Annotated in this window: 33 protein-coding genes; 14 read left to right on the plus strand and 19 right to left on the minus strand. The window is 60.7% G+C overall.

The genetic code is table 11. The features are described from left to right. Positions 1–20 precede the first annotated feature (20 nt). Together KLP42_RS25100 and KLP42_RS25105 are read left to right on the plus strand one after the other, a co-directional pair. Positions 21–275, plus strand: a complete 255-nt coding sequence (locus KLP42_RS25100) for a hypothetical protein (protein WP_215570743.1) — start codon at positions 21–23, stop codon at positions 273–275. A 62-nt stretch (positions 276–337) separates the two neighbouring features. Continuing rightward, a complete protein-coding gene (locus KLP42_RS25105; RefSeq protein ID WP_215570745.1) occupies positions 338–766 on the plus strand; it encodes a type II toxin-antitoxin system HicB family antitoxin in 429 nt (142 codons plus the stop codon). Positions 767–801: 35 nt separating this feature from the next. Here KLP42_RS25105 and KLP42_RS25110 read toward each other — a convergent pair whose 3' ends face one another. The 8 genes from KLP42_RS25110 to KLP42_RS25145 form a co-directional block, all read right to left on the minus strand. Next, complete coding sequence (locus tag KLP42_RS25110) at positions 802–1,344, minus strand: hypothetical protein (RefSeq protein ID WP_215570746.1); 543 nt, start codon at positions 1,342–1,344, stop codon at positions 802–804. Continuing rightward, entirely contained in the window at positions 1,341–2,003 is a 663-nt protein-coding gene (locus KLP42_RS25115) for a hypothetical protein (protein ID WP_215570748.1), read from the minus strand. Before KLP42_RS25115 ends, KLP42_RS25110 begins: the two co-directional genes overlap by 4 nt. Continuing rightward, complete coding sequence (locus tag KLP42_RS25120; RefSeq protein WP_215570751.1) at positions 2,000–3,322, minus strand: MT-A70 family methyltransferase; 1,323 nt, start codon at positions 3,320–3,322, stop codon at positions 2,000–2,002. Before KLP42_RS25120 ends, KLP42_RS25115 begins: the two co-directional genes overlap by 4 nt. Further along, positions 3,322–4,407: a hypothetical protein gene (locus KLP42_RS25125; RefSeq protein WP_215570753.1), complete on the minus strand. Its 1,086-nt coding sequence runs from the start codon at positions 4,405–4,407 to the stop codon at positions 3,322–3,324. The genes KLP42_RS25120 and KLP42_RS25125 overlap by 1 nt, the downstream gene beginning before the upstream one ends. Further along, on the minus strand, positions 4,407–4,961 hold the full coding sequence (locus tag KLP42_RS25130) for a Rieske 2Fe-2S domain-containing protein (protein ID WP_215570755.1): 555 nt from the start codon (positions 4,959–4,961) through the stop codon (positions 4,407–4,409). The genes KLP42_RS25125 and KLP42_RS25130 overlap by 1 nt, the downstream gene beginning before the upstream one ends. Next, positions 4,961–5,206: a hypothetical protein gene (locus tag KLP42_RS25135; protein WP_215570757.1), complete on the minus strand. Its 246-nt coding sequence runs from the start codon at positions 5,204–5,206 to the stop codon at positions 4,961–4,963. The genes KLP42_RS25130 and KLP42_RS25135 overlap by 1 nt, the downstream gene beginning before the upstream one ends. Positions 5,207–5,209: 3 nt before the next feature. After that, a complete protein-coding gene (locus KLP42_RS25140; RefSeq protein WP_215570759.1) occupies positions 5,210–5,674 on the minus strand; it encodes a hypothetical protein in 465 nt (154 codons plus the stop codon). A 227-nt stretch (positions 5,675–5,901) separates the two neighbouring features. Beyond that, positions 5,902–6,096 carry a hypothetical protein gene (locus KLP42_RS25145; RefSeq protein ID WP_215570761.1) on the minus strand — a complete coding sequence of 65 codons (195 nt, stop codon included), beginning with the start codon at positions 6,094–6,096 and terminating at the stop codon, positions 5,902–5,904. An 83-nt stretch (positions 6,097–6,179) separates the two neighbouring features. On the opposite strand from KLP42_RS25145, the gene KLP42_RS25150 reads away from it, so the two are divergent. Next, complete coding sequence (locus KLP42_RS25150; RefSeq protein ID WP_215570763.1) at positions 6,180–6,863, plus strand: S24 family peptidase; 684 nt, start codon at positions 6,180–6,182, stop codon at positions 6,861–6,863. Here the strand turns inward: KLP42_RS25150 and KLP42_RS25155 are convergent. After that, complete coding sequence (locus KLP42_RS25155) at positions 6,856–7,542, minus strand: hypothetical protein (RefSeq protein ID WP_353844931.1); 687 nt, start codon at positions 7,540–7,542, stop codon at positions 6,856–6,858. The two genes, KLP42_RS25150 and KLP42_RS25155, sit on opposite strands and share 8 nt — an antisense overlap. Positions 7,543–7,721: 179 nt before the next feature. Here KLP42_RS25155 and KLP42_RS25160 point away from each other — a divergent pair, with 179 nt between their 5' ends. The 11 genes from KLP42_RS25160 (at position 7,722) to KLP42_RS25210 (ending at position 13,916) form a co-directional block, all read left to right on the plus strand. Further along, entirely contained in the window at positions 7,722–7,934 is a 213-nt protein-coding gene (locus KLP42_RS25160) for a hypothetical protein (RefSeq protein WP_215570765.1), read from the plus strand. 63 nt (positions 7,935–7,997) lie between these two features. Further along, the gene (locus KLP42_RS25165; protein ID WP_215570767.1) at positions 7,998–8,189 is read left to right on the plus strand and encodes a hypothetical protein; all 192 of its coding nucleotides are present in this window, start codon (positions 7,998–8,000) and stop codon (positions 8,187–8,189) included. After that, positions 8,189–8,530 carry a theronine dehydrogenase gene (locus KLP42_RS25170; RefSeq protein ID WP_215570769.1) on the plus strand — a complete coding sequence of 114 codons (342 nt, stop codon included), beginning with the start codon at positions 8,189–8,191 and terminating at the stop codon, positions 8,528–8,530. The genes KLP42_RS25165 and KLP42_RS25170 overlap by 1 nt, the downstream gene beginning before the upstream one ends. After that, the gene (locus KLP42_RS25175; RefSeq protein WP_215570771.1) at positions 8,527–8,700 is read left to right on the plus strand and encodes a hypothetical protein; all 174 of its coding nucleotides are present in this window, start codon (positions 8,527–8,529) and stop codon (positions 8,698–8,700) included. Before KLP42_RS25170 ends, KLP42_RS25175 begins: the two co-directional genes overlap by 4 nt. Further along, positions 8,697–9,167, plus strand: coding sequence for a hypothetical protein (locus KLP42_RS25180; RefSeq protein ID WP_215570773.1), 471 nt, complete (start codon positions 8,697–8,699; stop codon positions 9,165–9,167). The genes KLP42_RS25175 and KLP42_RS25180 overlap by 4 nt, the downstream gene beginning before the upstream one ends. Beyond that, positions 9,164–9,457 carry a hypothetical protein gene (locus tag KLP42_RS25185; RefSeq protein ID WP_215570775.1) on the plus strand — a complete coding sequence of 98 codons (294 nt, stop codon included), beginning with the start codon at positions 9,164–9,166 and terminating at the stop codon, positions 9,455–9,457. The genes KLP42_RS25180 and KLP42_RS25185 overlap by 4 nt, the downstream gene beginning before the upstream one ends. A gap of 481 nt (positions 9,458–9,938) precedes the next feature. Further along, a complete protein-coding gene (locus KLP42_RS25190; protein ID WP_215570777.1) occupies positions 9,939–10,499 on the plus strand; it encodes a helix-turn-helix domain-containing protein in 561 nt (186 codons plus the stop codon). A 517-nt stretch (positions 10,500–11,016) separates the two neighbouring features. Next, positions 11,017–11,595: a recombinase family protein gene (locus KLP42_RS25195; protein WP_215570779.1), complete on the plus strand. Its 579-nt coding sequence runs from the start codon at positions 11,017–11,019 to the stop codon at positions 11,593–11,595. A gap of 271 nt (positions 11,596–11,866) precedes the next feature. Continuing rightward, entirely contained in the window at positions 11,867–12,529 is a 663-nt protein-coding gene (locus KLP42_RS25200; protein ID WP_215570781.1) for a ParA family protein, read from the plus strand. Further along, positions 12,526–12,810 carry a chromosome partitioning protein ParB gene (locus KLP42_RS25205; RefSeq protein WP_215570783.1) on the plus strand — a complete coding sequence of 95 codons (285 nt, stop codon included), beginning with the start codon at positions 12,526–12,528 and terminating at the stop codon, positions 12,808–12,810. The genes KLP42_RS25200 and KLP42_RS25205 overlap by 4 nt, the downstream gene beginning before the upstream one ends. A 212-nt stretch (positions 12,811–13,022) precedes the next feature. Then, entirely contained in the window at positions 13,023–13,916 is an 894-nt protein-coding gene (locus KLP42_RS25210; protein ID WP_215570785.1) for a tyrosine-type recombinase/integrase, read from the plus strand. 60 nt (positions 13,917–13,976) lie between these two features. Here the strand turns inward: KLP42_RS25210 and KLP42_RS25215 are convergent, their stop codons facing one another. The 10 genes from KLP42_RS25215 to KLP42_RS25255 all read right to left on the minus strand — a co-directional run. Then, a complete protein-coding gene (locus KLP42_RS25215; RefSeq protein ID WP_215570787.1) occupies positions 13,977–15,584 on the minus strand; it encodes an SGNH/GDSL hydrolase family protein in 1,608 nt (535 codons plus the stop codon). A gap of 482 nt (positions 15,585–16,066) precedes the next feature. Next, on the minus strand, positions 16,067–16,411 hold the full coding sequence (locus KLP42_RS25220; RefSeq protein WP_215570789.1) for a hypothetical protein: 345 nt from the start codon (positions 16,409–16,411) through the stop codon (positions 16,067–16,069). Beyond that, a complete protein-coding gene (locus KLP42_RS25225; protein ID WP_215570791.1) occupies positions 16,395–16,847 on the minus strand; it encodes a hypothetical protein in 453 nt (150 codons plus the stop codon). The genes KLP42_RS25220 and KLP42_RS25225 overlap by 17 nt, the downstream gene beginning before the upstream one ends. Next, the gene (locus KLP42_RS27025) at positions 16,844–17,086 is read right to left on the minus strand and encodes a hypothetical protein (RefSeq protein WP_252193262.1); all 243 of its coding nucleotides are present in this window, start codon (positions 17,084–17,086) and stop codon (positions 16,844–16,846) included. Before KLP42_RS27025 ends, KLP42_RS25225 begins: the two co-directional genes overlap by 4 nt. Further along, positions 16,971–17,207, minus strand: coding sequence for a hypothetical protein (locus KLP42_RS25230; RefSeq protein ID WP_215570793.1), 237 nt, complete (start codon positions 17,205–17,207; stop codon positions 16,971–16,973). The genes KLP42_RS27025 and KLP42_RS25230 overlap by 116 nt, the downstream gene beginning before the upstream one ends. Before the next feature lies 1 nt (position 17,208). Next, a complete protein-coding gene (locus KLP42_RS25235; protein ID WP_353844932.1) occupies positions 17,209–18,111 on the minus strand; it encodes a glycoside hydrolase family protein in 903 nt (300 codons plus the stop codon). Positions 18,112–18,200: 89 nt separating this feature from the next. After that, positions 18,201–18,650 (minus strand): hypothetical protein, encoded by a 450-nt coding sequence (locus tag KLP42_RS25240; protein WP_215570797.1) that lies wholly within the window; start codon positions 18,648–18,650, stop codon positions 18,201–18,203. Next, on the minus strand, positions 18,647–20,050 hold the full coding sequence (locus KLP42_RS25245) for a glycine-rich domain-containing protein (protein WP_215570799.1): 1,404 nt from the start codon (positions 20,048–20,050) through the stop codon (positions 18,647–18,649). The genes KLP42_RS25240 and KLP42_RS25245 overlap by 4 nt, the downstream gene beginning before the upstream one ends. 54 nt (positions 20,051–20,104) lie before the next feature. Then, the gene (locus KLP42_RS25250; RefSeq protein WP_215570801.1) at positions 20,105–21,622 is read right to left on the minus strand and encodes a hypothetical protein; all 1,518 of its coding nucleotides are present in this window, start codon (positions 21,620–21,622) and stop codon (positions 20,105–20,107) included. A 9-nt stretch (positions 21,623–21,631) separates the two neighbouring features. Continuing rightward, the coding region (locus KLP42_RS25255; protein WP_215570803.1) for a phage tail tip fiber protein at positions 21,632–22,959 on the minus strand (1,328 nt) is incomplete at its 5' end.

The raw sequence follows: 22,959 nt of genomic DNA on the forward strand, positions 1-22,959 counted from the left end.
TCGGACAAAAAAGTCCGATCATGCTTGACAATCGGACAAAAAAGTCCGATATTGTCTTCATTGAAACGGAGACAGTTATGGATAAGCGGGATCGCTTCATCGCCGAACTAAGAGAGGAAGCCAAAGCCTTGGGCCTCGCCTTTCGGGTCAACAAAAACAAGGGCAAAGGAGGGCATGCAACGGTGTTCTTAGGAGACCGCTTCACCACCCTCCCCAGCCGGGAAATAGACCCGAAAACAGCAGCGAAGATCAGAAAGGGACTGGGGCTCAAATGAGCCCCAACCCTGACCCCGCACATGACACAGGGCCAATCGCGGCCAAACTTGGAGCTAACACGATGAAATTCTACTCTTATGCAGCGAACTTCGAGCCGGCCGAGGAAGATGGCGTTTTCCTCGTCACGTTTGACGACGTGCCTGAAGCAATCACCCAGGGCGATGACATGCGCGATGCCCGTGAGTCGGCCGCAGATGCCCTTGGCGTTGCCCTGCTGACCTACATCGAGCTTGGTCGGCCCCTGCCTGAAGCCAAGGCACGCGGCCCCATGATCGCCCCTGATCCGGACGTGGCCGCGAAAATCGCGGTTATCGAAACCTTCCGCGAAAGCGGCATGACGCGCACGGAACTGGCCCGCCAGCTCGGCAAGGATGAAAAGGAGGTTCGCCGCATTCTTGATCCCAATCATCGGACCAAGATCCAGGCGCTCACGGACACTCTCGCTGTCATGGGCAAGCGCCTGGTCATCGGCCTTGAGGCTGCCGAATAGTGAGGCAATGGACTGCAGGCAGGAGCGGGTGCCGTTCATCGGGCGGCACCCCTCAGCCATGATTCATAGTCGCCGCGCAGGTCGATCCATGCCGCTTGCGCGCGTGCATCCTCGTTCAGCGCCCGCTTTGTCGTGATCCCGAGCAAGTCCTTCAGTCGGCCATCCGCCGCCTTTTCGTCGCGCACAGGCCCGCCCTCGCCGCGCGTCTCCAGGAAGCGCTGAAACGGTCGTTCCTTGATCAGCATCGCCGCATTGGTGGTGAAATCACCATCCTTCAGCGGTTTGTCGCGCCCCAGCTCCCGCCGCAACTGTCGCAGCGCTGCCACCGATCGGCCGCGCACCCGAAACAGCAGCCGCAGAATATCCAGCGCCCCGCACAGCAGTTCGATTTCATCCGGCAGGGCGCCCTGCCCCAGCTCGCACAGCACCACCTCTTCGCCCGTCTGGCGCCGTGTCGTCACGGTCATGCGGCCGTCACTGGCAACGATGCCCCACTCGTCGAAGGCCATCCGTTCCGCCATGTTGCCGAGCCGGATAAGGCGCGCCTTGTCATGCTCCAGAGCGGTGTCCAACGTCATGCCGCCACCTCTTCCGAAACAGGCCCGCCCCATTGCGCGGCCATGGCGTCGGCAAGCCCCTGGAACGTCAGGCTGCGGATCTTCCAGCGATCGGGCGTGTCCGGCGCCCGGTGGATGTGTGACCATTCCTTGTGTGCATCCGTCCCCGGAGCAGGAGGCGTCAGCCTGTTGGTCGGCACAAGGCAGGGCAGGTTCCGCAGGTAAAGGCTCGTGGCCTTGAAGGCGGCATCACCGAACCACCAGGGCTGGACGGTCTGGGCAGGCGGCTGGTAATTGGCGATCCGCTCCTTTGCGTAGCGGTGCATGATCGGATTTTCGACCGCGACCCGCTCGATCGGCGCATTCCAGCAGGCCGAAAACAGGTTCGCCCCTTCATCCAGTTCCCGCCACATCTCCGGCAATGTGCGGCCAGGCGGCGGCACTTTCAGCCACCGCACGCCGCTGTTGCACAGCCGCGTGCATGGCGGGTGCATGACAGCCAGCATGTCCCAGCCATCGGCCAGAATATCGCGAATGTCGCAGACGATATGCCGGTTGCTGCCGTCATCGGCCGGCAACAGGTCACACGACCAGGCGTCATGCCCAAGGGCCGAGAACGCGCGCCGGACACGGCCGGACATCTCACACCCGACGAGGACCTTCAGAGGGCGCCTTGTCATCGCACCCCCGCCTGATTGCCCCAGAAACTCCAAGCGCCATTCAGCCGGACGTCGCCATCGGCCAGACTTTCACGGCGCTGGAAAAGCTCCAGCTTCGGAACGCCCGGAAAATACTGCTCTATGGTTTTTGCGAAAAATTCCGGTTTGGCGCTGTGCGGCCCCTTCGCCTCGCGATGCACGGTCTGTGTCTGGGTTCCCATCAGCGGTGCAACAGGCTTTCCCCTTTTGCCGATCAGCAGCAGTTCATGCCGGTCGCGCCCCCAATAGCCGGTTCCGGCAATTTCCTTGTCCCAGATCCAGTGATGCACATAGGTGAAGCCCCAGGCCTCCATCACGCGCAATCCATCCGGCAACATGGGGTTGGTCGCCCACAGAAACAGCACGGCATCCGCCTTGGCCGGCGCGCCGATCTCGGCAAACAGATCGCAGATCGCCCCGGTCGGCATGGTCGGGTAATGGTTTTCTGCGCTCTTTTCGCGTCCGGTTACCTCGGACCGCACGCCGAATTGCCAGGGCGGATCAGCATAGATGATCGGATATTTTTGCTTGACCTGCCCCGCCGTCGCCCCGCCATTCGCCTGCACGAAGCTCATATGCGTCAGCCGTACAGCGTGACGAACCTCGGAGAGCTTGCGACGGTTTTCCTTTGTATGCGCCGCCTTCTGCTTTTCTTCCGCAAGGGCGGCATCGACATAGAGAATCTGCTTGTCCGGATCGATCTGCTTCAGCCGGTCAAGAAAAGCGCCACTGTCCAGCCGCGTTCCGCGCAGGCGGTGCAGGGCCATTTCGGTAATTTTCTCACCGCGCGATGCATCGCGTTCGATGGTGCGCCGGTCGCGGCCGGTCGCTTCGGCGGTTGCAACGGCAAAGGCGCGCGACGGATCATTCAAAACGACAGGATGTCGTTTTGATCGGCGGTCACCACCCTGCCCCGTCTCGGGATGCCGCAGCAGATAGATTTCCTTGCGCCGCGCCGTAAACAGCGCCCGGTCACCGGCCGTCAGTTCGGCACGGCACAGGTTCTCGTCAATCTCCCAAAGCTCGGCATCCAGCGCATCCCCCTCGATCACGAAGGCCGCTATCCATTCCTCGCCCAGCTGTCGCATCGCCTCCAGCCGGTGCATCCCCGCCACCAGGGCCAGCTGGTCCGTGCCGTCTGCACCGGCCGGGATAACGCGCAGGGTAATCGGCGTCTTCAGCCCGATCTCGCGGATCGAGGCCTTGATCGCATCAACCTTGGCCTGGTCGAAATAGCGCAGCCGTTTCCCGATCTGGACGGCCGCAATCTCGACGGATTCGATATCCCGCCGCCGCGCCATCAGTCGAGCCTCGGAAAGGCTTCGCCCTCGAAATGCGGCCAGCGCAGCACGCTGGCGCCACGCCCGGTGCGGAAGGCATTGAACGCCTTGATAAACACTGCCGCCTGCTCCAGCGCCACCATACGGTTGCCACGCCGCGTCTGCGCCAGATGGTTCATGAACCTTTTGCGCAGCACGAAAACCGGATCACGGTCGGAGTCGAGGCCGATTCCCGTCGTCAGCGCATGAAGAAAGCTGTCCAGCACGTTTTGCCTGGTCCGGCCGCAGACATAGGCCGCGCCGGCAATATAGCCCTTCGAAAGCTGAAACTGCCTCGCCAGCTTGTCGGTCGCCGACAATGCGTCACGAATGGCCGGATTGCTGTCCAGCGTATCCATCATCTCCTCAGGAGAGGGATAATTGCCTGCCACCCGCTGGCCATCATACAGCCACACAAAGGAGATGGCCGTTGCGAGCGCGTTTGTGCGCTTCTCCCCATACATGGAAAGGATGTTCCCCGGCGTTCTGGCCGCGCCCTGATCCACGGTGTGGCGGCTGTCGCGATCGACACCAAAGGTCAGCACCATCGGCACGGTCGCGGCACTGCCGATCACGGCATTCAGCCGGTGCTGCCCGTCATTCAGCACCCCGCCTCGCGAAACAATGATCGCTTCGCCATTCAGCAGCCATTCGCCGCGCCGCATGGCGTCGGCATAGGCGCGCACAGACCGCTTCGGACCTTCGATCCGCAAAGGCCGATTATCCTCATTTGTCGAAAGAAGTCGCGCCGCAAGATCAGGCGTCATATCCACGACGACGCTGAAAACCTCACGCTCGCCACGCTCGATCCAGGCCCTCAGATTGTCGCTTGCCGCAGTGGGATGCGCATCCATCACGGCGGAAGATTTTGAAAGGCGACGAGGATAGGAATTCATCAGCGGTTTCTCCTTTGTGAGCCGGTAATCGGCGGAAACAATCAGGGCGGCCACGTGCGGAGCCGAATGCCCGCGCCGCAGAAACCGGGCCGCGACACGCGCATCGAATGGAAAATTGGAAAAGGCGATCGCCATGCGAACGACGGCCGGCAGGGCGTCAAAGGCCTCCATCAAGCGCCCTCCCGCGGCAGAACCTTGCCCGTGTGGGCATCAATGCGCAGAAGGTGAAGCGGGCACTGGATCACCCCTTCTCTGGCCACATGGTCGGCCAACGGCACGGCGCGGTGCGGGCACACCCACCCACGGCCGTCATGCTTGGCCTGACGCCCCGCATATTCGTCGTGCAGGCACTGGAAGCCCTTGTTTCGGGAAACCTGTTCCATCAGCTGGGGCGTATAGGGGTTTTCCGTCCGGCGGCACTTGCGCCGCTTCCAGATCGGGTCAGGCAGGCCATCCGCGTTCAGCCGGATATTGACCTGCAGGGGGGCGACCGCGACCTGACACCAGAACCAGTCATCATCACTCCGGCCGAAGCTCGGCATGAACCGGGCGTCGAGATGGTAATGCGTGGGGTCGAAATTGAGGCAGTGTCGGTCATTGTGCCGGGGGCCGATCACCGGCCAGTCGCGCACACCATAGGGCTTCCACTCTCCTCGCACCGTGGGCACAAGGTAGAAAACGCCAACCTCGACTGGCGCTGTCAGCTGGTCCAGACGAGCGGTCATCAATGCGCCCTCATCAGCCGGTCGAGATAGGCCTGTCCCGTTCCCGTCAGCCGCACGGTCTTTCCATCCGGGGAGATGCGCACGTACCCGCCCTCGCAGCATGCGGCGGCGCTTTGCCGATGCGCCAGGGTGACCAGCGACAGGCAGCCGCCCGCGATCCGCACCGCACGCAGAAAGGCGCGGTCCAGATCGGACAGCGGCACGGTGATGACCGGCAAAGCTTTCGTCTGGGAGGTGGCATCCATGGTTCAGCCCTCCCCGATATTGCGCTTGAGATCGTCAATCTCGCGCTGCAGGTCGCTCAGTTCGGCCATGACCTTCCGGGCATCGTCGCGGCTCACCCGCCCGTCAGCCAGCGCCGCCTGGATGGCCCGCACCACGTCCATGGCCTCGACCATGAAATCGACTGCATCACCATCCACCACCCGCCGCGATGCGCCGGCCGGCGGCACCCGTGGCACCAGGTCATACCCCAGCAGTTCCGCCATTTTTGCCGTGACCACCGGCTGGCGTGCTGCCCGGTCGAGGTCGATCGCCACGTCGATCGGCATGCAGGTATCGAGGTTGTCCGCGCCGTCACTGGCATATTTGCTCAGTGTCGAGACACGAACGCGCGTCGTCAGCGCGAACAGAGACACGCCGCCGGCCAGTGAATAGGCCACTTCGACGGCTCGCTTCAGGGACAGATAGGCCACTTCTGAGAACGGACGCACCGGAACCTCCAGTTCAATGAAAAATTGCGGGGAAAGGATTCAGTGAACGGCGCGCCATCGCGCGATAGCGTGCCGGTCAGATCAGCGATGGATTGAGGGGCCAAAAATCAAACGACACGAAGAGGACGCCCGACGCGCCGGGAGGAAAGCGCGTCGGGCAACGTGCGCAGCCAAGCTTGAAAGGCGCGCATCGATATGAAGGGGGTTTGACGATCGGCGGCGGCCCATTATTCGCCCGCCTCTTTTTTGCTCATCGCCGTCAAAATGCGTCGGCGCGTGGAACTTCGCGGCTCACGACCATCTCTCAACTGAAAGACGAATAGTGGATCACCGGCAAACCTGCGGCCGAAAAGCGTCGGGCTGATGCCTTCGGCCTCCAGATACTGCTCAACCTTTAACTTGAAGGTTTCGACGTCCGACACAGGGCGCTCCAATAGGACTATCACTATTAATGATAGGTACAATCCTATTCGCCATTAGTCAAATCCTATGCAAGTGGTTTCCTATGGACCCTGTACGCAAAATCATTTTGAAGCGGATCAAAGAGCGCGGCCTCACCTACAAGGTGATTTCCGAGCAGCTAGGGAAGAATCCAGCCTACATGCAGCAGTTTATGGAGCGTAATGTCCCCTTGAAGCTCAAAGAGGATGTACGCGCACGACTTTCGGAAATACTTGATATATCAGAGAAGGAACTAGGTGCGCCAGCGCTTGCCGGCCATACTGGGTCCAGAACAAATGACATGGTTCCGGAAATAAGCTTGGTCGCGGGACTCGGCGGCGGCGGGGTCGCCGCAACAGAAGTCGACCATAAGAATGGCATAACGTTTGCCCGCGAAACAATTCGAGACTATTGGCGATTGCCGGATTGGATGGTGAAGCGCATGGCAGCCAATGCCGGGGCGCTGGCTTGCTTCCCTGTTCAAGGTGACTCAATGCAGCCGACGATTTGCGACGGAGACGTGATCTTCGTCGATACGCGCCATCGGGTGCCATCTCCTCCTGGAGTTTACGCATTGGCAGACGAGTTCGGAGGCGTCATTGTCAAGCGTCTGGAGGTCACGTCCAGACCAGGCGACGAGATAGTTCGTGTTCGTATAGCATCAGATAACCCGCGCCACCTGGAGCGCGAGTTGAACTTGGACGAGATTCATATTGTTGGCAGGTATGTCGGCCGGTTTACTATCTAGAAACACCCGTCCGCACGCGGTCGGAATTCACAAGGGCTTCACCCAGCCTACCAAGCACCTGCTTTAGTGCGGCCTCAGCTGAGTCGGTCATCGATTTCGAGCCACCCTCACACATAAATCCGGCATCGGACTGGCCGCGGCCACTGCCAGACACTGTAGCGCCAAGCAATCGTCCGTTGACCCCGTCAACGACGATCGACGCCGAGATCTCAACTTCCGTTTCGATACCGGCCGACCAGAAGCCAGGCACCACCCTGAGGCGACCGTCGAGGCTTTCTCCACGGACTATGATAATCCCGCGCGCACCACGAGCCCTCAACTCGCCTCTATCGACAGGCGTATTAACGACCTCCATTTCGCTTACCAAGTTTGACATGGTTTTCCGGACGGAATTTCCGAAGCTTGAGTTCACATCCAGAGGGTAAGTATGAGCTGAGCAATTAAAATCTGAAGGCTTTATAGGCTTATTAAGGGCGCTTCCATCGACATATAGAAGATATTTGCCTGCGAGCTTGTCGCCGTAAGAAGAATAAATATTGTAAGTGGCAACAGGCATAGGCTTGGCGTTGTATTGGCAGCCAGCCGCAGCAGTCAGGGCAGCGGCCGCCAGAAGGCATCGCGCGCCCTTGTATAGAACAATCATCACTTCCCCCAGTCGCAAAAGCTGTACGGTTGTCACAAGACAACCCCATCGGGGCCCGTGTCAAGTTTGCCTGCGCAACCACTGCTAAAATCCGCCAGTAGGCAAATTCCTATTATCCTATTGACGTCGATATAGGTTTTTTCCTACTTTGCCTATGCACCGCCGAGCACGCCGCAAACCATGCACGGCCTTTCAAGCAAAACAGGAGAACCCAGATGCGCATCAACAAGAACGAAAAGGCCCGCACCGTCGCTGAAATGGCGAACTTCATGATGGCCAATGCCGACCATTGCACCCGCGAAACCCTGCTTTTGCAGTTCAGCCAGGCCGAGATTGATATCTATCAGGCTGAGGCGCGCGAGCGGGCCAATCGCTTGGCCGCACACAACGCCCACAAGGCGCGCTTGGCCTCACACAAGGCAGCCTGATCATCCGCTCCGGTCTCCGCCTCCTCGCCTGAGGCGGCTTCCGGAACGGATGGAGAGGCAACCATGACCAGCAAATCAGCACAGAAGACCAGACCTGCCAAATCTGCGAAGTCCACTCAGCAGGATAAGCCGGACTGGACACCGAAGAAAATCACCGTGCACGGCATCAGCCTGCCGGCAACATCCATGCAGATTGCCGCGATGGCCGATCCGAACTGGCTTGCCCGCCGTCATCGTATGGCGGGTGATCGATAATGGACATGGCTCGCTACACCCTCGCGTGGCGCCGGCCGGACGTTCCTCCGCCGGGGCCACGCGTCCTGAAGGCCATTCTTGTTCCGCGCGGAGCGCCCTGCCCGGAGGAGATCATGGAGATTTTCGTGCCTGGCTCCGGCTATTCGATCGGCTGGGAGCTGGTCACCCAGAAGCCAATCCGCCGCTGGAGCCGCGAGGCCAAGGCACGCGCAAGAGTGCGCAACCTCCAGAGGCGAATGGAAAAGCGCTTTCCGCTCTTTGCCGAGATGTTCACTCAGGCCGAGCTGGCGCACCGGCCGGATTATTACGCCGCATCGGATGCAGCAGGTGATCCGGCATGAATACGCAAGCCAGCCCGAAGCCCAGAGGCGCCCTCTTCAAGGTCACTTTCACCAACGGTGCATCCGTCACCCTGACGGCCGCCAATTCCCTCAAGGCAGAACGTGACGCGCAGCGCTGCCACGCTGGCGCCGTCAGGCATATCCGGTTCCTAAGGAGACTCGACAAGTGAGCGAAACGAAATTCCTGCCCGAAAATTGGGCCGACGAGATAATCCCGCCACCGCAATCAAGCCCCGATGCGTTCATCCGCAAGACAGCGGAGGGCTTCCAGCTTTATCCGGTTGGTTGGAACGTCGTGGACGAGGAGAAGTCCTACTACGTCCAGCCCCTGGAACAGGGCGACGTCATACGCTTCATCGAGCACCGCCACCACGGGCTCTACACCCTCCACATTGCCGAGGATGGCTCATTTGACGTTCCGCCGGGAATTCCGGCCGAAGCAAACTGCTTCATGCTCGAAGGTGACCTTGAGGGAGACACCCTCAGCAGCTCCCTTCAGGAGTTTGTGGAGAGTGATGCGGTTGAACGTGGAGGCAGCTACGAAATCGAAGCCTATTACTGGTCAGACGAGGGCACACCCTATCGCTTCGTGGTCAAAGACGATTCTGCCCACTTCGAGAAGGTCACCGAGCAATGAGCGATACACGAAATACTGCCGCCGCAATTGCCCCGGGCGCCGATCCCTTCATCATTGCAGCCTTCGCGCATCAGGCAGTGAAACTCCCCCTGCGGGTCTGCGAAGAAGAGAAGGTCGTCATCCTGGACGATCACGGCATGGATGTCCTGACGGTGGACAGCAACAGCAACCGGCCGGACGACCAGGCCGAGGCAATCGCCCTCCTGATCGTCAAGGCCGTCAATCAGCTGGCGGGGTTTCATGCCCGTAACGGAGGGCATGAACACGCACCGGCCGAGGCTATAGGCTGACAGCGCAGAAGTTGAGACGGCGAAACCGGGAATCATGTTACCAATGCCGACCTGCTATGGCGCAACCGCCAAATCAGGTTACAAGGATCATTGGTGCAGAATATGAGCGCCAGTCACCCGGTTATGCCAGTGAGGATGAAACGTGAGACCATAAGGGCATAAATAAAAAACCCCGCCGTTGGCGCGGCAGGGTTTTTTGGATCAGCGAAACTATGTTCGGTAACCGAAATAAACAGTCGGCCTCCAACATAGTCCAGAGTTGGCAGACTCGCAAGATGGCATCTTGCGGGAACGCGTAGCTTTTTGCCGATCAATGCCCTCGACAAGACGAGGACGGACGATGTTTGGAAGAATGCATGCGGCGCCTGCCCACGGGCAGAGCCATCGCACGGGCGCACCTGTGCGCCGGAATTCCCGCCTGAAGGGAAAATGTGAAGCCGGCTTCTGGCGCGCGATCGACCGCAAGACCGCATGGCGGATCGTGCTGGCGGCCAAGCGCTTCGAAAAGGCCCATAAGCAGCCCGGCAGGAAAAGCGGCCCCTTGGGTGCCGTGGCGATCGAGGTTCTGGAATACATGGCAAACCTCGTGGATTACCGCAGCGGCCGCCTTGAGCCGTCGATCGACACGATCATGCAGAAGCTTTGCCGCTCGCGGGATGCCGTCTGGAAGGCGCTCACCGCTTTGCGCCGGCATGGCTTTCTTGATTGGGTGCGCCGCTATGTGCCCACCCACAACGACAGCGCAGGCCCCCAGGTGCAGCAGACAAGCAACGCCTATCGCCTTGCCTTGCCAAGGCAGGCCGAGGAAGCCCTTGCCCGCGACAAGCCCCCTCTCCCCGAGGATCGCGCCCAGGCGGATCTGGAGAAGATGACGGCCGAGGCAGAGCATGAACTCCAGCGCATCGGCCGTGATGGCTTGGAGTGGCTTGCCCAGACGGAAACCTTTGCCGGAAGACGCGCCCGGATGCTCCTCAACCTTTTGCCAGAGCCAGAGCGTGAATCCGTTATTCGGACAGAACCCCGCACTAAACATCTTTTATAATAAGCGGTCGCCGCTGTTCGGGCCGCTAACGCGTCCCTGCGGCGGTTCCGAACCGCGTAAAGTGCGGTTCGGGCTGCACCGTAACAGCAAAATAGCACCAACATCAGACCCGGAGAGGCCGCAATGGGCTTAGGAAGAATTAAGGCGGAGGGGACGGTAGAAAAATATTCTACGTCTCATGCGCGGAAACGGGACGACGAATAGAAAAGGGCTCGCCATTTCTGACAAGCCCTCGCTTTTCCGGTGACAATGAGGGGGAGCTTGCGCTCGCATGTCTCAAAGCCATGCGAGGGGGTATACGTCGTAACAAGCATAAATCAAGGGAGCCCATGCGCCCTCCGCCTTCCTTCGGGGATAAGGCCGAACTTTTACCGGCCCCACCTGTCCGCCAATCGACCGTTTTCCTTACACTATCCCCTCACCCAGGTTGGCCCGCCTCGAAAGCGGGCTTTTTTGTTAGAAAACTATGTTAGGAAATCAATTGACAGGAAAACGATCCTGAAGGATGTTTCCTAACATGAAGATTGGATACGCCCGCGTTTCGACTGCTGATCAGAACCTCGACATGCAGAGGGATGCGCTGACGCGTGCCGGCTGCGAGAAGATCTTTGAAGAGAAGAAGTCAGGCAAGGCCGGCAGCCGTCGACCGGAACTGGAGGCCGCCCTCGCCTATCTTCGGCCGGATGACGTCTTGGTCGTATGGAAGCTGGACCGGCTCGGCCGTTCCCTGGTCGAGATGATGCGGACGATCGACAAGCTCCGCGCCGATGGGATCAAGTTCAGGAGCCTGACCGAGGAACTGGATAGCGAGAGCGCCCAGGGGCGGTTCTTCCTGCAGATCCATGGCGCTATGGCCGAATACTTCCTCGATTTGAACCGCGAGCGCACCATGGAAGGCCTGAAGGCGGCTCTCGCCCGTGGCCGTAAAGGTGGCCGGCCCTCTAAGCTCACGGAAGACGACAAGCGTGCAGCAAGGGCGATGCTTGCGGCCGGCGACATATCCGTTGCTGAGATCGCGCGGCGACTGGGTGTTAGTCGTGTGACGTTCTACGATCACTTCCCTCAGGCTCGGGCAAGGGCAAAGCAGGCGCCATAGCAGGAAGGGAGATCGCTTGCTCGCTCGCCAACTACGATGGACCGTGGTGTTTCGATTTTTATATATCGGATTTGTTTGGATATCCGGTTTGTACGGATACCCGGTATTTTATCTAATCCGGTAAAAGCGAGCCGGTCAGCCTCCCTTGTTCGTTAATCCGGTATTTTCTCATATCCGATTAAATCTGTTACCGGATTTACATATTAATCTGATATAAACTAATATCGGATAATTGCACAAATCAGATTTTTAAGGAACCGGAGGTTACCCCATGCCCGTTGTCGTCGTGGCATCGTCCAAGGGCGGTGCTGGCAAATCAACCACGGCCGTTCTGCTGGGCACCGAGCTTGCCCATAAGGGCGTGCCTGTCACCATGCTGGATTGCGACCCCAACCGTTCCTTGAGCATCTGGGCGGATCTGGGAACCCTGCCGGAAAACGTCCGCGCGCTGAATGACGTCTCTGAATCGAGCATCGTCAAAACGATCAAACAGTATGACGTGGATGGAGCCGTGGTCATCGTAGACCTTGAGGGCGTGGCCTCCCGCATGGTGTCCCGCGCCATATCGCAGGCCGACCTGGTCCTGATCCCGATGCGCGCGACAACACTGGACGCGAAAATCGGCGCGCAGTCGCTCAAGCTCATCGCCGAGGAGGAGGAGGCAATCAACCGCAAGATTGCCCATGCCGTTGTGTTCACAATGACGCGCGCCATCCGTTCCAAGCAGCAGACCGGAATTGAGACCTCATTGCGGGAGGCCGGCATCGACATTATCGAGCCCCCGCTCATGGAGCGGGCTGCATTCTCAGCCTTGTTCGAATTCGGCGGCAACCTGCATTCCATGGAAAAGCAGGGCAACATGGCCGCCGCGATCGAGAATGCCGAGGCGTTCGCAATGGCTGTCTACAAGCGACTGACGGAGGCACTGCAATGAGTGATTTCAAGCTGGATCTGGGGGCGCTTCGAAGAACGCCAAAACCTGCAGCCGATACGGACATTGCCAAAGTGGATGCAGCAGGGGAGGCGAGGGGCTTTGTGGATCGCTCGCCGCGTGGGAAGCCGGGCCGCAAGAAGAGCGAGCGCACCGGCCAGGTGCATGCGAAGGTGCTGCCTCACATCTCGGAGGAGATCGCTAACGAGGCAACGAGGCGCGGCGTCGTTCAGGGCGTAATCATCGAAGAGGCCTGGGCGCTGTATAAGGCAAGCCAGCGATAAGGTGGGGAATTTCCCCACCACCGCAAACGAAAAAAGCCGCCCGGATCGCTCCAGGCGGCTTTTCACGTTCTAGTACTCTGACATTAACCCTATTCCAGCTATCCGGCATTTACGGCTTTAAGGAATAGTTTAGCCCGCATAGATTGTGCGAGCCCACCAGCTGTTACAGCAGCCAGTAGGCTCTAACCAGCCCAACACAAGTGAGGTGTCAGATGGCTATATCAGGTGTAACGAGCAATCGTTACGTCATCAACAATGATGGCAGCAATCTTCAATCAGATTACTTTGTCGCGTTTGAGCAGGCAGCTGAAAGCTATCTAGCCCATGGCGGCGAGGCTCGCTACATGGCCCCAATCGTCGCCTATTTTGCCGGCCGGCCCCTGACATCGATTCACCCGTTCGATATCCGCAAAATGGCGGAAAGCATTTACCCCGCCCACAGCAATGCCACGCGCAACAGGCAGGCCATCACACCGGCAAGAGCCGTCATGATGCACGGCTATGACCGTGGATGGTGCCCGCTCATTCGCGTGCGGCGGTTCAAACAAGATCGAACGGCTCGGCCGAAACCCGCATCGCCGGTCTGGCTACACACATTCGCGCGCCAGGCCGACAAGGACGGTTTGCAGCACCTGTCGGCCGTCGTGCTGTTCATGGCCCAAACCGGCGCCAGGATCAGCGAGGCGGTTGCGCTATGCTGGTCAGAGGTGGACTTGACGGCGCGCACTGCGCTCCTTCTCAAAACAAAAACATCCACCAACTCGATGCGATACCTGACCGACGAACTTGCCGGCCGCCTGCGAGACCTCAGAGGTTCCGCCAGAGCGCAGGAGCGTGTCTTCCGCTATACCAGTCGGCATAGCGTCAACGAGCGCATACGGGCCGTCTGCGAGCGCGCCGGTATCCCGTACAAGCCGCCACACACCTGCGGCCGCCACACCTTTGCGACAAGAGCCATAGAGCTTGGCATGGATGTGCGCACCGCAATGGCGGCAGGTGACTGGCGCAGCTCGTCAGTCTTTCTCGAAACCTATGTCCATCCGCGAGCTAATGCCGGCCGCATTGTGGCTGATCGCTTTGCGCTGGACGCCTTCTGCGAGACCTAGAAACGACGCCGGCAGGCTCGTTTCCTGGCCTGCCGGCACGTACACATGATGATGAGGTGGTTACGCGGCCAGTAACTCGTCTGCCGCCGCCGCAATCATCGACGCCATGGCATCCTGCAGAAGATCAGTCTCGTGCAAGCCATCAGCATAATACGATGTATTGCCCGGTAGCATGACGGCGGGGATGGTTGCCACATTGACCAACCTATCAAACCACGTCTGATCGCCGCCGAGGATCAGGTCTCGGACTGCAGCCTGATGGGTATTGTGGTTCGCGTTGGTCGAGGACATCTCGGCCAGTGCGACGACCTTCCATCCAGCCGCACGATAGATCGCAGCAATTGCTTGCAGGTTTGCGTATGTTTGAGCAGGAGTCAGCGTTGCATAGTCATTGGTGCCGAGCGGGCCAATCACTACGACATTTTGGCGGGTAGCCGAATACATGTCCACGGACAGTGTCGGGGCAGCCGCCAGATGCTGCGTTGATGTGCTCCCCCCCTGCGTCATTGAGATGACACGCGCCGGATTTGCCATGTGCTTGGTGAGCCATGCAGGCAGCGAATGATACGTCCCGCCTGACCCCGCGCCACGGCTATCAGCAATCATCATGACCAAATCACGCGACTGCGGGCGCGCATCGATCATAGCGTAGAGCGCCGCCTTGACGAGAGATATCTGGGCGACTGTCGGAGCGGCCTTGCAAAGGATGTAACCCACGGCGTGCAATGGGTTTCCGAATGTCGCGTTATCCGGGCCATTGATGTAGGCACCTGTCAGGGTGTACAGAGGCCGGTAGCCCGTCGTGGTGGAAATCTCGTTATTGACGTGCAGCGTTTCCGTGGTCCCGTAGCTGCGAAATGCCATGACCATAGGTGCCGCGTCAAACGCAATGCGCGGCGAAAACGGCTTTTGAGAGCCGGTACTGCCTGTCGTCTGCAGTCCACCGTACAGCGTCCCCGTCTGCAATGGGCGTGTGCCGACTGCGTAATACGCAGTGCCCCACGAGCCAAATGCGAACGGCACACCTGTGCCAGCATCCATAGATGACCCAGCGCACCGCCCAAAAACAACCGCCGCGCAGTCGGACGACGTAAAAGATGCGCCGCCGGATAGCACCAGCGTCTCGATGGTATTCGACAGCCCGAAAGTGCGCGTCAGCACAAAGCGGCGCAGCACCTCATCCCAACAGATTTTGGCCATGCCGAGGGAGCCGCTTTGGACAAAATCGTTGCCCGATGCGTCCTGATTGTAGAGTTTCGTGCACACGATATGTGTGCCGGCATCCCGCATATTGTAGTAGGTGCCGAGCGTGGCCTCGTCAAATTGCCCATTGGACAAAATATTGATGGTGGCCGTCACCGTGGAGCCGCCAATGGTCGCGGAGATGTCGCACGCCGCGCCGGTATAGCCGCGTCTCATTTGCGCCAGCCCGCCGATGCCCGCGACAACGGACGCCCCCAGGATTTCATAGGGCCGCGCACCGGCGCCGATCACCTGCTTCCAGATCGCGCCGCCAGACGCGACGGACTGCGCCTCCCACACAGTGCCGCCAGCCTGCCAGTGATCACCCACGGCATAGCCCTTGGTGCTGTCGTCATTGATCGTCGGCGCCCGCGCACGCCCGCGCTGCAGGTATCGATTATTGAGATTGGGGATCAGCTCGCCCATCGGTCGCCTCACAAATAGATGATGTTGACGCCGTTGTCGTAGACAGAACGGCCGAGATAGGTGACGGGGACGCCATCAATGGTGCTGCGGGTGTAACCGGGCGGAACACCACCCATAGTGGGGGTGCACTGGGCCGATCCAACGTGCCGCGCGACAGGCTGCAAGACGTGAGAGACCAGGCGGCGGCTAAGCACGGAACACCCCACATTCGCCCGAGATACGGGCGAGTCGATAAGTTCCGGGTGAGGAAATGCTAACGGCCGGGGCAGCGAATAGCAGCTCGCCAATTCGCACCCATCCGCCAGCATCATTCTTAAGCTGCACGTTGGCCTTGGCCGTCAGTGTCGCATCCTTCAGGCAAACAGTAGCGACCTCACCCGCAGCCAAGACAAACTCGGCCGATGAGGCAGCACCAGTACCCGTAGCAATCAATTGAGTTGCCATCATTCCCATCCATTTTATTGATGGCGCCTGTGCGCCAGTTAGGTTTCGTCCCATCGAGCAGTCCTGCGTAGCTCCCGCTCGATGCGCAGCTCCTCGCGAATTCGGCCCAGCTCCATTCCCAAAATCTCTTGGGCACGAGCCGATCGCTCTGCGATCTCTGCAAATCGATGAAGTTCTGCCGTGTGCTCATCCAAGGCAGCCGTTGCACGGTTGAGTGCGGTTGGGTCGACAATCACGGCTGCCACCTGGGCAGCTGCTGGGGAAGTTGCCGGCGACGTGCGAGTCCCTTGCATGAGGCCGAGGTGGCGAACGGCGAAGATGACCGCAATCGTTGCGCCGAATGTCATGAGAGCAAGTGGCGGCAGATTAGCCAGTTGTTCCATTGCGAATTTCCCCTTGATCGCGGGCTGCGCGATGAATGTTGATCAGCTCGCCAAGGGCAAACAGCGGGTAGACGGCAAGCCAGGTGCTGGCGACATCGGAGGAGGCAAAGCCATAGGAAATGCCCGACCAGATGACGCAGCCGATGGCGGCCGAGAGCTGGCGGATCTGCGGCGTCACCCGTTCGCGCGCACCATTGATGACGAGGCCAATGATGCGCAGGCAGCCGATCAGCAGCATCGACCAGCCAAGGCAATCTTCCGAGGGGACAAGATCGCGGAAAGCCCAGAACTGCGGCTGATTGAATGTCTCGGCCGGCAACAGCAGAACCCAGCCGAACATGATCATGTGGCCGGCCATCATCCATTCCATCATGCGCGGGCCAAAGCGATGGCGAAGGCGGATCCAGATGCCGGGGCCGAGATAGCCTTGGCTCATAGCCTCCCCTCCCCGTGTGCGGCACATTCGGGCTTCGACCAGACGGTCGCGGCACAGAGGCCGACGACGGTGCGGTCGATCTTTCGTTGATCGGCAGGCGTTGCCCCACGGGCGCCGATGAGATCAGTTCCGACCACGCGCCGAAGTCCCGCGACACTTGCCGGCGCCGTAGTCCCACAGGCCGTCAGCGCAAGCGTCGAAACGAGCGCGAGCATCATCGGCATTGTCACCTGCTGCATTGTCCTGCCTTTCGATGGAGATGCGCGCGTCATTGCCGGCCTGTTTCCAGAACCAGATGCCGAAGGCGCCAAGGATGGAGAGAGCCGCCAAGACGGCCGCGATTTTGACGGTCGCCGGCATGTCACACCTCGACCGTCTTGCCGCGCCAGGTGCTGAAGCGCCGGGCGATCACATCGCGGTTGCGATAGGCAACGTAGACAAGGACAATGACCACAGCGCCAACGGCCACCCATTCCCAGGGCAGACCCGCCGCCCAGGCGGCAGCCGCTGTCCCTGCTCCGCTGCTGCCGGCTTTCGTCAGCGCCTCGCGGGCGGCCGTTGCATCGCGCCGAAGCTGCGAAAGCGTTGCTGGCCCGATAATGCCATCGGCCACCAGGTGCGGATGCGCCCGCTGATAGGTGACGACGGCGGCTTTGGTCTTCTCGCCCATCCAGCCGTCAATGGCACCTGGATTGAGGCCGGCTGCGGTGAGCAGCTCCTGCGCCTCACGCACGACGGGATCTTGCCCCGCCGGCTTTGTCTCGGTTGCCGCCCGTGGCGCACCTTCCGGAGGGGGCGTGTCGATACCCGTGTAGATTCCCTGGTCGAACAGCAAGGCCTCCTCCCGGCGCCGGCGGACCAGGCCGGAAAGCCGCTTGCCGCCAGCCGTGTTGTAATGGCTGCCGAGGTAGTCTGCCGCCGCCTTCAGCTTGCCCGCCCGCCAGAGTTTGGCCCATTCCCATTTCATGGCGCCGACGCCCAGATTGAAGCAGGCGCTTGCCGCCGCATCGAGCTGATGCTGGCTGCGGTCGGCCGGGCTGTTGGCCACGACGGCCGGCACATATTCAGCGGCCATCACCCTATCGAGAATGGCATCCGACTGTTCGGGTGTAATCTTCGTCTTGCCAGGCACCAGTTTGGTGATGCCGATCCGTGCCAGCTCGCGCCGGCAGCTGTCGCTGCGCAGCGTGAAGCCGGTCCCGATCGTCGGGATCTTGCGGGCGTCGAGATAGCAGGTAAGGGGATTGCCTTCGTGCAGGCGCACGAAAGCCCTCCCAGCGGGGGAGATGCTGGTTACGGCCAAGAATGCCTCCTATGGCGATGATGGGAAATGTGCAGTCGCGCGGATGGAAATCAGGCCGCCGGCCACGCGACGGCCGGCAGCTCATGCAGAAACTCTAGAATGCCGGGCTGCTCTCGCTCGCCCGCCTCGACCTTCGCCAGTTCCGCATAGGCATAGGCCCACACCTGGTCGCGCCAGCGGATGAAGGCCTGTGCTTCACTGGACCATTGCGGATTGGTTGACGCGGCATAGGAAGCCAGGCTGTTGCCGCTATCGTAACGGCGCGCCTGTGCTGCCTGATCGAGAACCGCCTGAATGGCGAGGCGATAGTCGTCCACGGCTGGGGCCGGAGCGGTGGCGTCTGCCGCAGGCGGAAGAAGGGTGCCTGCCTCCAGACGCCATCCGATTTGCGCAGTCTCATGTTCGATCCAGGCCGCCCTGTCCGGCCAGTCGTCCGGCATGGCGTCCTCAAACAGGGCGCGATCGACAACGACACCGTCGAGAATCCTGATGTAAATCACGATGACACCCCGCAGTATTCGGTGATGATGACGAGACCAGGCGCGCCATTGCCGCCGGCTTTGTTTCCGCCACCGCTGTAATCCGATCCACCGCCGCCGCCCGCACTGTAGCCGGAACCGGCCGTTCCTGCGTTGCCGGCCACCAGCGCGCCACCGAAGCCGACGCCCTGGAGACCATCACCGCCAAACCGGCCGTAGGTGATCGATGTTGTTGACGCAAAGCGGTTGCCAATGATGCCCGCGCAGCCAGGAACGATGAGGTCCCCGGTTCCACCAGTGCCCCCAGCGCCCCCCGCTCCCGATCCTTGAGCCGCAGCACCCAACCCGCCAGCGCCGCCATTGGCGACACACAGCGAGCCGACCGAGGTAGACCCGCCGGCACCACCCTGGTTCGCGCCAGCCGCTCCGCCACTGCCCGCCGCGCCGATGATGACCGGTTGCGATGCGCCGATATCGGCCCGCGAGGCGAACCGTATTGATTTTCCGCCGGAGCCGCCCCCGCCCCCGCCATTGATCGTGCCGGAGGCGGTTTGCGCGGCGCCCCCGCCTCCACCACCGCCACCCCAGCACTCCAGGAGTGCGAAGGACATATTGGGGTCCGGGACATAGGTGGCGGATGCCGTGAACACCCGTACACGCACCCGCTGCGGCACAAACGCGGCATCGACGCCGCTGTCTTTCAGCACCTTGCCTGTCTGACCGTCGAAGGCGGCAAGCCTGCCGGTCGTGGCGCCGGATGGTCCGGTCACGTCGCCCGTTGCGTCTGCGCCCTTGGGAATGGCAAAGTCCAGCGCCACGGTGTCGGCGTCAATCTGCCGCCGCGTTACCGATGCAGGCTGTCCGGCGGCCAGCGTCTGCACATTGCCCGCAATGATTTCCGTATAGGGACCGGGTTCGCCCTTGGCACCTTGCGGACCAGTGCCATAGGCAAACGGTCCAGCCCAGTCGCCGGCCGTCGCGGACAGCTTGACATAGAGCTTGCTGCTGTCCTCTTCGCCCACCGCGCCGGGATCGGTGGCCAGATAGGCAAAGCCGGCTTGTCGGCCGTCATAGACCGAACGGCCGTCCAAGGGACCTGCGACATCATATTTGAAGATCGTGCCGCGCCGCAGCTCCGCCAGCAGATAGGCCAGGTTCTGGCTGTTGGTGTCCAGCGTCTTCAGATAGGCCGTGTCGCGCTGGATCGCATACGAATAGGTGCCGGAGGCGCCGGACCAGGCCAGTTCGGCCGTGATCAGATTGTCGGCGTCCACGCTGGCGATCGGCAGCACATTGCCGGCCGCCTCGACGATGATGTTTCCACCGCTGATCAGGGCGGTCTGCCATGCCGTGCCGTTTCCGGCCACGGCCTTGCTGCCGGCGACCAGCGTCACCGTGCCTTCGCAATAGTAGGATGCCATGGGATTTCCTGTCAGGGAGGCGCGGACCTTGGATCGTCCGGCAATGCCTCGCGGCTATTCGGCGGGAACGCCGAAGACAAAATAACGAATTCCCACAATGGGAGCGGGATCGTATTCGTAGGTGATCTGGTTGTTATCGACCGCACCGCCATTGGCGTATCGTTGTCCGATCGGGTTTCCCCGGAAGGTGAAGAACCGGACTTCACTGTTCGTGACCGTGCAGAAGCACGTATCCCCGCTGGTGATGACATTCGTCCATCCCACCCGGTAAACGGCACTGCGCGCAACCTTGGGGCTGCGCACCTCAGCGCCCCAGGAGGTCGGCAGAACCGGTTTGGTGCTGCCTCCACTCCCATGAACCGTCATGAATTTGACGATCGGGAAGAGACCATCGGAATTGATCGCGACGGGGTGCTGCAGCTCTCCATTGCCGACGGGAATATAGCCTTCCGCGATCATCTGCAGACAGGGCCACCGGCTGTCCAGGATGATATCCCCGAAGGAAGGCTCCTCTCCGGCGCCAGGACGCAGGAACTGGACGACATTGGTTCCACCCTGCTCGAACTGACGCAGCACACTGTTTTGCCCTGCCGTCTGCGTTGCCGCAGGTGGCGACACGACGATGAAGCGCGCCCGGCACGCCGCATTCGCATTGAACGCGATTTTCGAGCCGGTAATCCAGTGTTCGGCCCCGAATTCCACGTTCTGCGGATTGCAGGGATAATAGACCGTGGACCCTTCCGGATAGAAGGCAGCATCGATCACGCATCCCGGTGGCAGCTCCAGCCCGGTGTCATATTCGGAGTAGCCGGCCGGGATGAGGATATCATTGGCCGCAATGATCTTTGGCGGACGTTTCGAACTGTCGAACGCCAGCTGTGTCGACGTTGCCGTCCTGACGTCATATCCCGGCTTGGAGACGCGACAGGCCGCCGCGTTGATTTCGATTTGCCGTTGTCCGCTCACAGGTGCCATCGGCGTTCCGTCAATGATCGGACTGCTGTCACCGGGCAGATTCCAGACGAGGATGGAGGCCCGCTCGCCGAAGCTGGAGCCTTCCGGCACCTCGAACAGAGACTGGAAGAAGACGCCATATTCCAACGTCACCGAGGGGGAGATGTTGGTGAAATAGGCGTTGTTGTACCAGGACAGATTGCGTGTCGACCACAGCCCGCCGCGCCGCTCGTAGCCGACCAGAGACTGAATCACCCTGTTCGTCTGAAAGCGTCCCGTTGCGTAGTCGATGGGCTTATAGTCCATCAGGGGCATGTTGTAGGCCAGGCCCGGAAAATACGATTTCCGATAGTAGTTGTAGTTGAAGTTGGTGGTGCTGAACAAAGGCAGGAAACCGATATGGGTTGCATCGGCGTAGCTCGCGCCCCCTTCGATGAAGTTCGACGTGAACTTGTCGGGGTTGACGAAGAGGTCGACGTTAACGTCCTTCGACCACTTCGAATTATAGTAGAAGGCAGCCACCTCGCTGTCCGGGGTGGTCGCCGGATCGAGACTGCCCTTGGTGATCTTGACGCACCCGACGCCTTCGTAATCAAGCCCGATCAGAGTTTTTGTCACCCTCATCCCCTACGATGAAATGATGATCGTCCCCGCATTCGCGTCGATGACGAACTTGCCATTGTTCGACCGGATGACGCCGGCGGTCACCGTTCCGATGTTTGCCACCTGCAGCTTCAACTCGCCGTTTTCGAAGACAAGCGGCAGGGCGCCCGCCACGCCATTCGTCACCACGAACTGATCTGCCGCGACGGCAAAGCGCGAGCGCTGCACGCCGCCGGCCGTGTAGAGTTCCAGGTAAAGCCCGGTTTCCTTGAACTCGCCCGCCGCATCCGCCCGGATGGCGACCGAGAAGCGGGCATCGACACCGGCCTGGCTGGCTGCCACCCCGAACCGCACCTTGCCCTGCACGCTCAGATCACTGATCGAAGCCGTCAGGGATTGTGCGGCCTCAGCAAGCGCGCTCACGTCCGTGGCGACGGCCGCCAGGTCCTCCTGCACGCTCGCCTTGTTCTGTTCGAACGCGGCATCGAGGGCGGTCACCTGTGTCACGGCTGCCGCAAGCTCGCCCGTTACCACGCTGATATCCTCAGCGAAGGACGCGCTGGCATTGTCGATTTCCCGTGACAGGTGACGGCGCATGATTTCCGTGGAGGCCCCGCTCAGCTGCTCGTTGGTCAGCAGTCGCTCGAGGACCGGCCGCAGATCATCAAACTCCGCAAACAGCCGTGAAAACTGGTCCTTCACATCCCGCTGCAGGTTCGACAGGCCGACATCGAGATCGGCGTTGCCGCCATCCAGCGCCCGCACCTCCTGTTCGGCCGACCAGTTCGTCGGACGATCCGCCACCAGCTTGTGGCGGAAGACGTAAGGGGCGTTGCTGATGATCCCTTCCTGCAGCAGGGCAAAGGTCACGTCCGCCCCGATGCGCCGGTTGAACCGGTTGTCGGGCGCATCCTTCAGCCACCACTGGAAATCGACCGCGGTCACGGTCACATCCTCGACAGGTGACCAGGACAGGCGAAACGCCGGGATCGTGCGGCTGTCGGCCGCCTGTGCCAGAACTGCGATCACCCGCCAGTCCTGCAGGGCATTCAGATAGACCGGCTCCCCGTTCGGGATCGGCACCACGGCCGGCTGAACGCCGGTCTTCGCATAGATCGAGCCATCCCGCTCCTGCAGAGACAGGGAGACATTGCGCGGCCCGTCACTGTCGAGCGCCCGGATCGAGCGGCTTTGCACGATGTAGGTGCGCTCACCGAACCGGGCGGAATTCCAGCGTACCCATTCCCCGACGTTGATATCGCGGAAGCGGGGCGGCAGGACGATCTGCGCAGTCGCCTGAAACCGGTTTTCCTTGAAGTAGATGGCCGCCAGCTGGTTTGCCTGCCGCTTGC

Source organism: Rhizobium sp. CSW-27, assembly GCF_018760785.1.
Taxonomy (GTDB): Bacteria; Pseudomonadota; Alphaproteobacteria; order Rhizobiales; family Rhizobiaceae; genus Neorhizobium.

Bases quoted from the DNA above. Each gene is read 5' to 3' on its own strand.
- KLP42_RS25185 (WP_215570775.1), top strand. From the start codon at position 9,164: ATGAGCGATACACGAAATACTGCCGCCGCAATTGCCCCGGGCGCCGAT.
- KLP42_RS25150 (WP_215570763.1), top strand. From the start codon at position 6,180: ATGGACCCTGTACGCAAAATCATTTTGAAGCGGATCAAAGAGCGCGGC.
- KLP42_RS25230 (WP_215570793.1), bottom strand. From the start codon at position 17,207: ATGCCGGCGACCGTCAAAATCGCGGCCGTCTTGGCGGCTCTCTCCATC.
- KLP42_RS25125 (WP_215570753.1), bottom strand. From the start codon at position 4,407: ATGGAGGCCTTTGACGCCCTGCCGGCCGTCGTTCGCATGGCGATCGCC.
- KLP42_RS25195 (WP_215570779.1), top strand. From the start codon at position 11,017: ATGAAGATTGGATACGCCCGCGTTTCGACTGCTGATCAGAACCTCGAC.
- KLP42_RS25225 (WP_215570791.1), bottom strand. From the start codon at position 16,847: ATGAGCCAAGGCTATCTCGGCCCCGGCATCTGGATCCGCCTTCGCCAT.
- KLP42_RS25170 (WP_215570769.1), top strand. From the start codon at position 8,189: ATGGACATGGCTCGCTACACCCTCGCGTGGCGCCGGCCGGACGTTCCT.
- KLP42_RS25205 (WP_215570783.1), top strand. From the start codon at position 12,526: ATGAGTGATTTCAAGCTGGATCTGGGGGCGCTTCGAAGAACGCCAAAA.
- KLP42_RS25215 (WP_215570787.1), bottom strand. From the start codon at position 15,584: ATGGGCGAGCTGATCCCCAATCTCAATAATCGATACCTGCAGCGCGGG.
- KLP42_RS25245 (WP_215570799.1), bottom strand. From the start codon at position 20,050: ATGGCATCCTACTATTGCGAAGGCACGGTGACGCTGGTCGCCGGCAGC.
- KLP42_RS25115 (WP_215570748.1), bottom strand. From the start codon at position 2,003: ATGACAAGGCGCCCTCTGAAGGTCCTCGTCGGGTGTGAGATGTCCGGC.
- KLP42_RS27025 (WP_252193262.1), bottom strand. From the start codon at position 17,086: ATGCAGCAGGTGACAATGCCGATGATGCTCGCGCTCGTTTCGACGCTT.
- KLP42_RS25210 (WP_215570785.1), top strand. From the start codon at position 13,023: ATGGCTATATCAGGTGTAACGAGCAATCGTTACGTCATCAACAATGAT.
- KLP42_RS25175 (WP_215570771.1), top strand. From the start codon at position 8,527: ATGAATACGCAAGCCAGCCCGAAGCCCAGAGGCGCCCTCTTCAAGGTC.
- KLP42_RS25220 (WP_215570789.1), bottom strand. From the start codon at position 16,411: ATGGAACAACTGGCTAATCTGCCGCCACTTGCTCTCATGACATTCGGC.
- KLP42_RS25110 (WP_215570746.1), bottom strand. From the start codon at position 1,344: ATGACGTTGGACACCGCTCTGGAGCATGACAAGGCGCGCCTTATCCGG.
- KLP42_RS25160 (WP_215570765.1), top strand. From the start codon at position 7,722: ATGCGCATCAACAAGAACGAAAAGGCCCGCACCGTCGCTGAAATGGCG.
- KLP42_RS25200 (WP_215570781.1), top strand. From the start codon at position 11,867: ATGCCCGTTGTCGTCGTGGCATCGTCCAAGGGCGGTGCTGGCAAATCA.
- KLP42_RS25130 (WP_215570755.1), bottom strand. From the start codon at position 4,961: ATGACCGCTCGTCTGGACCAGCTGACAGCGCCAGTCGAGGTTGGCGTT.
- KLP42_RS25165 (WP_215570767.1), top strand. From the start codon at position 7,998: ATGACCAGCAAATCAGCACAGAAGACCAGACCTGCCAAATCTGCGAAG.
- KLP42_RS25135 (WP_215570757.1), bottom strand. From the start codon at position 5,206: ATGGATGCCACCTCCCAGACGAAAGCTTTGCCGGTCATCACCGTGCCG.
- KLP42_RS25105 (WP_215570745.1), top strand. From the start codon at position 338: ATGAAATTCTACTCTTATGCAGCGAACTTCGAGCCGGCCGAGGAAGAT.
- KLP42_RS25100 (WP_215570743.1), top strand. From the start codon at position 21: ATGCTTGACAATCGGACAAAAAAGTCCGATATTGTCTTCATTGAAACG.
- KLP42_RS25120 (WP_215570751.1), bottom strand. From the start codon at position 3,322: ATGGCGCGGCGGCGGGATATCGAATCCGTCGAGATTGCGGCCGTCCAG.